Below are 9,906 nucleotides of genomic sequence, written 5' to 3'. Positions count from 1 at the left end.
TTTTTCTAGGAGTTGTTCTCCTTCTCCAACAGAAACAATCGTTCCTTGGGGTAAATCTTGCTGCAATTGTTCGTAAAATACGCTTACCGCACCGCCTCCAACTACCGCACGAGCTTCAGAATTGTACTTTCTGGCTTTGCTTAAGCCCCTTTTAATTAGACCCGTATTGCGCCAGAGTTCTCCATAGTAAGCACTGGCTACCTTTAATCCTCCCAATGCACCTCTAAGTTTGATCAATGGGTTTTTGGCATAGTAAAATTCAAAAGCATTTTGTAAAGGATTTCCTCCCCTACCCCCTACAGGAGCATAAATTTGAATATCTCGCCAAGAAAATACTAGTAGAGATGGTTGAAATTCATCGATACAGTTGTCTAGGGCGCGATTAAAGTCTAAGGGAGGAACAGTCCCCAAATCAAATATTTTTTGCTCTACATTGGGAAATAGCTTGCGGACATGGTCTGCAAGATAGACAACTCCAATGGGGAAAATTGGATTACAAGGGAGGCGAACATAAAGAATTCTTGGAGTCATGATGGCTATATTGTTAAGTTTTGTAAACTATATTAGTGAATTAAGGATTTTAAAAGGGTCGTTTGCCAGATTGCAGCTATAAATAATTCATATAACTTAACTTTAGCGATAATATTTCCCACAATCAACTAAATGAAATAGACAATTTTCAGGCAATGATGTTAATGAGCGAAAGAAAGGTGATTTTTCTGTAACTACAAATACTCGAAAATCCAGAGAGTTATTGCACCGTAAATGTCTGCGAGATCGTCTTAATGTCCCCCAGGAAATATTAAAATAAAATTAAGAACATTTTTTGGTAAATAAGTTAAACAAAAGATTGTCAAAATGTCTATCGGTAGCTAGTTTTACAACCAATGGGGATCGAGCAATGCTAGCTTATAGATAGCAATAACAAAATTATTTTTTAATCTCTTCAACACTCATGGCACAGATATTAGATCCTTTACCCAATGATGAAAACAGCCACATTCTTTGTTGTTACGTTAATGCCACTAGTCAAATTCAAATAGCCCGTATTACTAATATTCCTAACTGGTATTTTGAAAGGGTTGTCTTCCCAGGGCAAAGATTAGTTTTTGAAGCAGAACCCCATGCTATTTTAGAGATACATTCAGGAATGATGGCTAGTGCTATCCTTTCAGATACTATTCCCTGTTCCCGCCTGGCTTTAGAAAATCTAGATGCTCCACAAGCTGAAATTCCCCAGAAAAATGAAAACTCAGCTGCTACTTCCTCTGTTAATACAATTTCAGATTCCGATCGCCCCGAACAATTGCCTTCTCGCCTAAACATCGCAGTGTAGTAATTAATCGCACTATCATCAATAACATAGAAGTATAAGTAAGGAGTTGTTTTGTGTAGCGACTCCTTTGTTTGTGGCAGTTTTCCCTATACTAATAAATAGTTTCTTTAGGTAAGAAAGAGTGGATTTACCATCTTTTCTCTGGTTGTGGAAAATTGCTGCTTGGTCGATGGGAGGCGCAATCGTATTTTATTTGTTATTACTGCTTTCAGGATCCTGGATGTATTATGGAAGAGTTTCGAGAATTGGTCGTCCATCTTGGTTAGCCCAAGCTCATTATATTGGCGGCATAATTATTGTTTTTTTAGTCTTTTTATTGCTGGCGATCGGACTTGTCGGTACGGTGGGTTATTATGGTAGCCTGGGACATTCTCCCCATCTTTGGGCGGGTTTATTCGTAGTGTTGCTCATTTCTCTATCTGCTTGGAGTGCCAATCAGATTAACTCTCGCAATTCCTGGGCGCGATCGCTTCATCTAATTTTGAATGCCATTCTCTTTGTCGGTTTGGCTTATGTTTCTTGGACTGGATGGGAAGTAGTGCAAAAATACTTATAGAGTCAAACTAGAGTAGGTATTTAACACGAGAATCCTACTCTGGTTATCTTAATCTCTAGAAATTAAATCTAGCTCCCAAATCAATAGTAATAAAATCATCATCAGCACTAGGTATCGTGATTCCTTCAATCTCAGCATCGCCATAGAAGGCATATCCGTAACGAAATTGAGCCGTAACATCGAGAGCATTAGAAACAGGCAGTCCTAAGCCGAATTTTGAGTTAAGTAAAAATCCTGAAAAACTCACATCTTGACTGACACTTTGAGTGGCATCAGAAATATCTACATTTAATTGCAATCTGGAATAGCCTAGACCAAAACCAGCTATGCCATAAATGCTTTTAGGGTTATTTTTATTAAAAGGATATTTGCCCATAAAATTGGCAGCAATACCTAAGTTGTTGTATCCGAGATCGATATCTATATTGCCAGCATCTATTTGTTGTTGTTGAAAATCATTAAAGATAGAATCTTCATCCAATCCACCAAAATAATAAAAACCTTCTAATTCTGCACCTAGGTTCTCGTTAAATTGGTATCCTCCCACGATACTAGGACCAAAACCTGTATTGGCGGGTTCTCCCGTGAAAAATGCTCCGCCATTAACTCCTAAATAGAACTTGCGATTGGAAGTTGTTGGACGAGTACGACGACGACGGGTTCTTTGAGCAATGGGGCGATCGCTAGAACGATTTTGTTGATAAATAACATCAAAATTATGACAATCTGCTTGGCAGCTAACTCGATAATTTTTGTAATTATCGGCATTTTGGGCTTTAGCTGCCATAGGAATTGTAGCTAGCACAATGGCAGCCAAAATTGTCTTTCTAATTTTCATTTTTTTCACACCAGGTATTAAGCTTAATAATTGCTAATAGGATCGAGCTAACAGTTTTAAGCATACTGTGAAATATTACAAAAGAAATCTCAACAGCAAAAATCTTACAACCAAGGGAGAAACCATCGATCCTTTAATAAAGTTTGGTCACAAGCTATCGCTTTAGTTAACAATCTTTTGTTACAATTGTCGGCGTTAAAATAATACAAACCTTATATATTCATTGAGCCAACAACCATTAGATACCGTAACTGTAAGCGACCCCACTCTCGATACATTGACTCAAGAGCTAGCTGCAATTCAGCAAACTGGTTCGAGGAGAATTGCGTTATTAGGTTCTCGTCACGTACCGATTATGCACCAACAGCTAATCGAAATGATGAGCTATGCCCTGGTTTTGGGCGGTAATCGTTTACTTACCTCTGGTGCGATTGGAACTAATTCCGCAGCCATCAAGGGGGCGATGCGTGCTGATGCTAATTTGTTAACTGTGATTTTGCCTCAAAGTTTGTCTCGCCAGCCCAGAGAGTCGCGGACTCAATTAGAGAATGTGATTCATTTAATTGAAAATGCTAAAAACGATAATCTTTCTCTGGGAGAAGCTAGTGCGATGTGTAACAGCGAAATTATTGCTCGCTGCGACCAGCTTATTTGCTTTGCTTTTCACGATAGCGATACTTTATTAAGGACTTGTCAAGAAGCAGAAGAATTACGCAAAATAGTCACTTTGTTTTATTTTGATTAATAAACATTTATTCAGTAATTAATTAAATATATGAATCTGTCAGTCGATTTAATTCTGCTCTGTTCGGTAATTGGAGCAGTAATTTTGGCGTACACACCTTTTTTAGTAGTAGGTTGGGGACGCTTGCAAACGGGATACGACCAGTCCGCACCAAGGGCAATGTTTGATCGACTACCTGCCTACGCTCAAAGAGCAACTTGGGCGCATCAGAATAGTTTTGAAGCTTTGACTATCTATGGTTTAGCAGCTTTGATGGCTTATGCTACTGGAGTCGATTCTAATTGGGCGAGAATTGCCGCGATCGCTTTTTGTGTGGCTCGATTGTTCTATTCGGTATTTTATATTCTTAATTTTCCTATCGGGCGATCGCTGATGTTTGCAGTTGGCTCTCTTTCAGCTTGGACGTTATTTGGCTTAAGTATCTTACAAGTTATTTAATTAAGACTAACGATTAACAACTAACAACTAACAATTATTGCTTCTTCGTTTTAGCTTGAGTTTTGATGTAGGCTTTTAATTGTTTTTTCTTCAAACGTTTTTTTTGACCAGAAACAATCCAATCGCTGAGGCTGTGGCTCACTGCGCCCAACTCCAAACCGACGAATAAAGCAGTACATTCTCGATAGTAGTGGTTGCTCAAAAGATATAGTTGTCTGCGGAAAAATTCTTGCCAATTCCAACTAAAACCAAAAAATAATTGAGCTAAACCCACAACAAAAATTGCTAGCCAAGCAATAAATAATAGTAAGTATAAAACCCGAATACAAGTGCCAATAATTAAACCATGAGAGAAAAAAGAACGATGGCGAAACATTCGGCGATAAGGAATCCAAATTCCTCGCAACATACCCCAACGTTTAAATTGAATCGAGCGAATATCTAGATCGGGTCCAAACATTAAGCCACTGAACAAAAATCCCCCAGCTAACAACAACGTTAAGTCTCCGCTACGAGTTAAGCCATAGGCAATACTACTTACCCAGGGCAGAGTCCAAAGAGTAATGCGATCGTGGGTCATACCAGAGGGCATATCATTTACCGTTTATCATTTATCATTGAACATTGATGCCTCAATAATGTTGCTAGGGTAAACGACTTATAGGTCGATCCACAAGAAATAATTAAAAAAATTGCCAAATTAATAATGTCTTCAGATTCAGATAATAACTTTGATTGGATGCAAAGAGGAACGAGTGAAATCTTCCCAGATCGCCAAGATTCGGATAATAGTAATGAAAATTTAATCGCACGTATCAACCAAAAAGAAAAACCATTAAGAATCAAACTAGGTATCGATCCGACTGGGACAGATATTCATTTGGGTCATAGTATTCCTTTTCGTAAACTGCGAGCTTTTCAAGATGCGGGACATACTGCAGTGGTGATTATTGGCGATTTTACCGCCCAAATTGGCGATCCTACAGGAAAATCCGACGTGCGCCGTCAATTGACCCCAGAAGAAGTTAAAGCTAACGCTCAAAGCTATTTGGATCAGTTACGTCCGATTTTGGATTTTGATACTCCAGGGCGTTTAGAGATTCGTTACAATTCCGAGTGGTTGAGCAAATTAAATCTAGCTCAAATTCAAGGGCTGTTGTCAACCATGACCGTAGGGCAAATGTTAGCCAAAGAAGGATTTGCCGAACGTTATAAGCAAGAGAAGCCAATCTTTTTACACGAGTTTTTATATCCTTTGATGCAGGGTTATGATTCTGTGGCGGTAGAAGCGGATGTGGAATTGGGTGGTACGGATCAAAAGTTTAATATTGCCGTTGGTAGAGATCTGCAACGTCATTTTCAGAAAACTCCTCAATTTGGCTTGTTGTTGCCGATTTTAATTGGGACAGATGGAGTTCAGAAAATGTCCAAATCTCTGGGTAATTATGTCGGTTTGAGCGAAGATGCTTTATCAATGTATTCCAAGCTAGAAAAAACTCCCGATAGCTTGCTTAAAGACTACTACGAACTCTTGACCGATCTCGATTTAACAACTATCCCCGAAAACCCCAGAGAGGCACAAAAACAATTAGCCATAGAAGTTACTTCTCAGTTTCACGGTAAAGATGCGGCACTCGAAGCACAAAAAACCGCCGAACAAATCGTACTGAAAGGCAGCACTTCAGAGGGGGATATGGCAGAATATTCCCTGACAGCAGTAGAATTTCCCGCTAAATTATTTTATATTCTTGGGGCTAGTGGCTTATGTAATAGTAGCGGCGAAGGTAGAAGACAAATTAAGGGTGGTGCTGTGCGTTTAGACGGCGATCGCTTGAATGATGTTAACCTTACCTTTGATAGTCCTGACGATTTGGCGGGAAAAGTGCTACAAGTGGGCAAGAAGAAGTTTATTCGCTTGGTTGCTTAGATTATCAATAGACAATTTATGAAAGTATGGCGATCGCATATCTGGGTAATAATCATTTTGTTGTTACCATTTGTATCTTTCAAGTCGGCTAATAGTGAAACCGAGCGATCGTCAATCGAGCGTTTAACTTGCCCCGAAGATTTGCAAGAATTGACTTCTTATTTATTAAGAGACTTACCTAACTACAGCAATCGAGTCATTCAAAGGACTCAAAGATATAACCGCGATGCGGGAATCAGAAACTTTATTGTCACTGCTGGCAAGGCTGACTTTGAACCATTAAATTTACCCAGAATTCAATATAGTCCTCAAAGCGATCGCGATCCAGAACAAATCTTTTTTACAGTTTTAGAAAGGCAATATAAAAACGGTCAAGTTATCAATACACAAACCTATCATTGGCTATTTTTAACTCCAACCGATTCTGGTTGGCGGACTGTAATGATGTTTTCTCGTTTCGGCAAATCCCCAGATTCTAGCCCCCCCACACCTCCTAGGGAAACGACAGACGGAATTATCGGTCAGGCAGTCCAATTGTGGTTTCAAGATTGTCGTGCTGGTACTGTAAGAAAAAGGATCGGCAATCAATAAAATTATTTGAACGGATATAAGTACAGTTTGACTCGCGCCAACAAAATATAAAGCCAGCATCATCAAGGTTCTTTCGATGAATAATGGTTAAAGTGGGATCTCGAACCCGCCAGCCAATCAAAATTTACACTGACCGCATAATGCAATTTGTAACTTTTATTAATATACCTGCTTTGATTGAATCTAAGGTTAAATATGGTGGCAGTTAATGGATTGACCGATCGCCTATTTACAACAGCAACTATGAGGAATAGACAATTAAGATTTTGCCCAGTCTCTAGCCCATTCTAAAACCTTGCGAACCTCTGGCATGGTGGATGCTTGACAGTAAAGTCGCAACACTGGTTCTGTACCGCTAAAGCGAATCAACAACCAGGTAGTATCGTCCATTCTGAACTTATAACCATCTACATCTAAACAATCAATTACAGGCATTCCTGCTACTTTTGTAGGAGTTTCATTTGCCAGGCGTGACAAAAGCTTTGCTCTGACATCCATACTAGCTAGAGGCAGATCGATGCGATCATAATGAGCGGTAAAATTAGTTTTTTGTTGCAATCGGGCATATATAGTACCTAAATCTTCTCCCGACTCCACAACTGCTTCTAAGACATAGAGAGCCGATAAAAGAGCATCCCGTTCGGGTATATGAGTGCCATAACCAATACCTCCAGATTCTTCGCCACCGATCATCACTTCTGCTTGAAGCATACGATCGCCAATATATTTATAGCCAATGGGAGTTTGATATACAGAACGTCCGTAGCTTGCAGCCAAACGAGGAATTAGATCCGAACCACTAACAGTTTTAACAATTTCTCCTGTAAAGCCCTTTCTTTCTGCCAGGTGTTCGATCAAAATGGGAATTAATACTTGGGAACTTAAAAAATTACCTTCTGCATCAGCCCCTGCAATGCGATCGCTATCTCCATCAAATACTAAACCCACGCGAATGCTATCGGGATATTTTTTGCCTCCCTCCTTAATCGCGCGAAAAAAGTCGGGGAGATATTTTGGTAGAGGTTCGGGCGCGCCACCACCAAAAAGAGGATCGCGATCGCCATTTATTTCTTCTACAGGACAACCCAGCAGCCTCTCTAAACCCGTAGCAGCTGCTCCGTGCATAACATCGACATATACTTTTAGTTTTTCTGAAACGATCGCATCTTTAATTTTGGCGATATCTACTTTTTGTTGCAACCCCTGACAATAACTTACCCAAGGATCGAACTTTTTCAGCTTTCCAGGTCGATCTGCTTGTGGTTGAGGTTGACCGATTTTAGCTTCGATTTGTTCGGTAATTTCTGGGGGTACAGATCCGCCAAAAGCACTCTTAACTTTTAATCCAAGATAAGCAGCAGGATTATGAGATGCCGTCATGACAATTGCGCCCAGGGCATTATGAGCTTTTGCCGCCCAACTAAAAGCAGGGGTAGGAGCAAAACATTCCGATAACAAGACATCAAATCCTGCTTCGATTAAAGCTTCTGCTGTTACTTTGGCAAAATCTTCTGCCATAAAACGGCGATCGTAGCCCACAATTACCGTACGATTTTTAGCAATATCGCCATAATTATCAGCTAAAACCCCTGCTGCAATGGGAGCTAACATTGCTACTCTATCGAAAGTAAAATCGGCAGCAATGACTCCACGCCAGCCATCCGTACCAAACTTAATTGGATTAACAGTAAAAGCCATAAGATCGACACTTAAAAATCATTAATTAATCACACTTTCCAGGTTAACTGCTTCTAGGTAGTTTGAAAACTAGAAAATAAAAACCAAGAACGGTTGCTACTTTTCTTCTGACTTTATTTCTTTCACTAGTTCCAGATTCCGTAACAAATCTTTTAATTTCATCCTTTCAATATATGGCCAACCACCTTTTTCTTCGATGTCCCTGACAAATTGATACAGATCGTTACGAGTTTGAGGTAAGCCTTCCTCAAAGAATTCGACTCGAATCTGACGATGAATTTTTTCTAAATCCCGTAGCAAAGATAATAAAAATAGACTGTCATCTCGATGTTTTTTTGCTAAAGCATTAATATCTCTGGCAGCATTTTCTAAAATACTTTCTGGGGCAAGATTGTTAGGGTCTCGATCTTCACTCATTTGCCAAACTAAGAATTGTAAAAGGAACTTCGTCTACTTTATACAAAGTTTGTCTTTTTGGTGGTCAAATATAAAGTTTTTGTCGAATATGCCTGCAATTGTCCCAGTCAAAATCCATTATCAATCGCCAACGTCATAACCTAGAAAACCTTTGTCTTTGTTGCTACTTACTTACTTTGGATGCCTGGAAAAAAAATAAATTAGTTTTCCAGCAGATTATTTAGTAGTCCTTCTTTGGTAGAGTATATAGCATCTATAAAAATGGCTAATTTCTTAAGAAAAGCCTATTTTCGACATCTTTCGCGCTCTATGCGAACAGTACCCCGCCTATTACAGACGGGGCTTATGTTCGTTTAGTGAAATCTAAAATTGACAAACTAAAGTTGACTATGAGATACCGTACAATTATCGCCAGCTTTCTGGCACTATGCTTGAGCGTACTAACAGCCTGTAGTGACTCTTCCGAGATAAGCAGAAACGAACTAACTTATGATGACATTCTAAATACTGGATTGGCTAACACTTGTCTAGAATTGCCCGAAAGCAGTCGCGGAACTATTCCCATTCAAGCAGGAGAATCTTATACTATCCGAGATCTTTGCTTAGAACCTAGAGAATATTTTGTCAAAGAAGAACCCGTCAGCAAACGTCAAAAAGCAGAATTCATTCAAGGTAAGTTATTAACCAGATACACTTCCAGCCTAGATCAAATTCAAGGAACTATTGACGCTAACGAAGATGGAACTTTGACTTTCACGGAAATTGACGGAATTGATTTCCAACCTGCTACTGTTTTATTACCTGGTGGAAAAGAAGTTCCTTTCTTGTTCACTATGAAAAAGTTAAAAGCAACTACTGTTAGTAGTGCTGATAGTATTAACACTTCTACTGACTTTGAAGGGGAATTTGACGTTCCTTCCTACCGAGGACAAGTTTTCTTAGATCCTAAAGGACGTAGTTTAGCTAGTGGTTATGATAACGCAGTTGCCCTACCAGGACGTGCGGACGATCCTCAATTTAGCAAAGCTAACGTCAAAGAGTTTGTTTCTCGTAAAGGGAAAATGTCTTTAAATGTTACTAAAATTGACGGTGATACTGGAGAGATTGCTGGAGTATTTGAAAGCGAACAGCCTTCGGCTACTGATTTAGGTGCAGAAGAACCAGAAGAAGTGAAAATTCGTGGCATCTTTTATGGCAGAGTTGAATCTAATGCTTAATTAATTTGGTGCTATAAATTTAACCATCTAATCTAGTAATTTAATTTAAACTAGTCTGAAAAAAGAGAGCAATTGCTCTCTTTTTTCAGACTAGTTTAAATTAAATTACTAGATTAGATGGTTAAATTTATAGCACCAAATTA

At 39.2% G+C, this 9,906-nt stretch carries 11 protein-coding genes and 1 pseudogene; 7 read left to right on the top strand and 5 right to left on the bottom strand.

Translation table 11 applies throughout. The annotated features are described in order from the left end of the window. Positions 1 to 531: pseudogene (locus tag AC33VI_RS12355) on the bottom strand (photosystem II high light acclimation radical SAM protein); the annotation flags it as partial. 424 nt (positions 532 to 955) lie between these two features. On the opposite strand from AC33VI_RS12355, the gene AC33VI_RS12350 reads away from it, so the two are divergent. Both AC33VI_RS12350 and AC33VI_RS12345 read left to right on the top strand, forming a co-directional pair. After that, a complete protein-coding gene (locus AC33VI_RS12350; protein WP_491782569.1) occupies positions 956 to 1,336 on the top strand; it encodes a DUF1830 domain-containing protein in 381 nt (126 codons plus the stop codon). Positions 1,337 to 1,457: 121 nt separating this feature from the next. Beyond that, entirely contained in the window at positions 1,458 to 1,892 is a 435-nt protein-coding gene (locus AC33VI_RS12345) for a DUF4079 domain-containing protein (protein WP_491782568.1), read from the top strand. Between the two features lie 55 nt (positions 1,893 to 1,947). Here the strand turns inward: AC33VI_RS12345 and AC33VI_RS12340 are convergent, their stop codons facing one another. Beyond that, positions 1,948 to 2,730 (bottom strand): outer membrane beta-barrel protein, encoded by a 783-nt coding sequence (locus AC33VI_RS12340; RefSeq protein ID WP_491782567.1) that lies wholly within the window; start codon positions 2,728 to 2,730, stop codon positions 1,948 to 1,950. A gap of 223 nt (positions 2,731 to 2,953) precedes the next feature. On the opposite strand from AC33VI_RS12340, the gene AC33VI_RS12335 reads away from it, so the two are divergent. Together AC33VI_RS12335 and AC33VI_RS12330 are read left to right on the top strand one after the other, a co-directional pair. Then, positions 2,954 to 3,475 carry a DNA recombination-mediator protein A gene (locus tag AC33VI_RS12335; protein ID WP_491782566.1) on the top strand — a complete coding sequence of 174 codons (522 nt, stop codon included), beginning with the start codon at positions 2,954 to 2,956 and terminating at the stop codon, positions 3,473 to 3,475. A 30-nt stretch (positions 3,476 to 3,505) separates the two neighbouring features. After that, the gene (locus AC33VI_RS12330; protein WP_491782565.1) at positions 3,506 to 3,913 is read left to right on the top strand and encodes an MAPEG family protein; all 408 of its coding nucleotides are present in this window, start codon (positions 3,506 to 3,508) and stop codon (positions 3,911 to 3,913) included. Between the two features lie 34 nt (positions 3,914 to 3,947). On the opposite strand, the gene AC33VI_RS12325 is transcribed toward AC33VI_RS12330, so the two are convergent. After that, positions 3,948 to 4,505: a metal-binding protein gene (locus tag AC33VI_RS12325; RefSeq protein ID WP_491782564.1), complete on the bottom strand. Its 558-nt coding sequence runs from the start codon at positions 4,503 to 4,505 to the stop codon at positions 3,948 to 3,950. 114 nt (positions 4,506 to 4,619) lie between these two features. On the opposite strand from AC33VI_RS12325, the gene tyrS reads away from it, so the two are divergent. Beyond that, complete coding sequence (tyrS, locus tag AC33VI_RS12320; RefSeq protein WP_491782563.1) at positions 4,620 to 5,840, top strand: tyrosine--tRNA ligase; 1,221 nt, start codon at positions 4,620 to 4,622, stop codon at positions 5,838 to 5,840. 18 nt (positions 5,841 to 5,858) lie between these two features. Further along, positions 5,859 to 6,431 carry a hypothetical protein gene (locus AC33VI_RS12315; RefSeq protein WP_491782562.1) on the top strand — a complete coding sequence of 191 codons (573 nt, stop codon included), beginning with the start codon at positions 5,859 to 5,861 and terminating at the stop codon, positions 6,429 to 6,431. A 258-nt stretch (positions 6,432 to 6,689) separates the two neighbouring features. Here AC33VI_RS12315 and AC33VI_RS12310 read toward each other — a convergent pair whose 3' ends face one another. Together AC33VI_RS12310 and AC33VI_RS12305 are read right to left on the bottom strand one after the other, a co-directional pair. Then, entirely contained in the window at positions 6,690 to 8,129 is a 1,440-nt protein-coding gene (locus tag AC33VI_RS12310) for a phosphoglucomutase/phosphomannomutase family protein (RefSeq protein ID WP_491782561.1), read from the bottom strand. Between the two features lie 96 nt (positions 8,130 to 8,225). After that, a complete protein-coding gene (locus AC33VI_RS12305; protein ID WP_491782560.1) occupies positions 8,226 to 8,546 on the bottom strand; it encodes a hypothetical protein in 321 nt (106 codons plus the stop codon). A 389-nt stretch (positions 8,547 to 8,935) separates the two neighbouring features. Between AC33VI_RS12305 and AC33VI_RS12300 the strand changes: the two genes are divergently transcribed. After that, positions 8,936 to 9,763 carry a photosystem II manganese-stabilizing polypeptide gene (locus AC33VI_RS12300; RefSeq protein ID WP_491782559.1) on the top strand — a complete coding sequence of 276 codons (828 nt, stop codon included), beginning with the start codon at positions 8,936 to 8,938 and terminating at the stop codon, positions 9,761 to 9,763. Positions 9,764 to 9,906 lie beyond the last annotated feature (143 nt).

Source organism: Waterburya sp. (assembly GCF_058530065.1).
The sequence above is the reverse complement of the archived record's forward strand: the minus strand, read 5'-3'. Positions and strand labels throughout refer to the sequence as shown.

Bases quoted from the DNA above. Each gene is read 5' to 3' on its own strand.
- AC33VI_RS12330 (WP_491782565.1), top strand. From the start codon at position 3,506: ATGAATCTGTCAGTCGATTTAATTCTGCTCTGTTCGGTAATTGGAGCA.
- tyrS (WP_491782563.1), top strand. From the start codon at position 4,620: ATGTCTTCAGATTCAGATAATAACTTTGATTGGATGCAAAGAGGAACG.
- AC33VI_RS12340 (WP_491782567.1), bottom strand. From the start codon at position 2,730: ATGAAAATTAGAAAGACAATTTTGGCTGCCATTGTGCTAGCTACAATT.
- AC33VI_RS12310 (WP_491782561.1), bottom strand. From the start codon at position 8,129: ATGGCTTTTACTGTTAATCCAATTAAGTTTGGTACGGATGGCTGGCGT.
- AC33VI_RS12350 (WP_491782569.1), top strand. From the start codon at position 956: ATGGCACAGATATTAGATCCTTTACCCAATGATGAAAACAGCCACATT.
- AC33VI_RS12315 (WP_491782562.1), top strand. From the start codon at position 5,859: ATGAAAGTATGGCGATCGCATATCTGGGTAATAATCATTTTGTTGTTA.
- AC33VI_RS12300 (WP_491782559.1), top strand. From the start codon at position 8,936: ATGAGATACCGTACAATTATCGCCAGCTTTCTGGCACTATGCTTGAGC.
- AC33VI_RS12305 (WP_491782560.1), bottom strand. From the start codon at position 8,546: ATGAGTGAAGATCGAGACCCTAACAATCTTGCCCCAGAAAGTATTTTA.
- AC33VI_RS12325 (WP_491782564.1), bottom strand. From the start codon at position 4,505: ATGCCCTCTGGTATGACCCACGATCGCATTACTCTTTGGACTCTGCCC.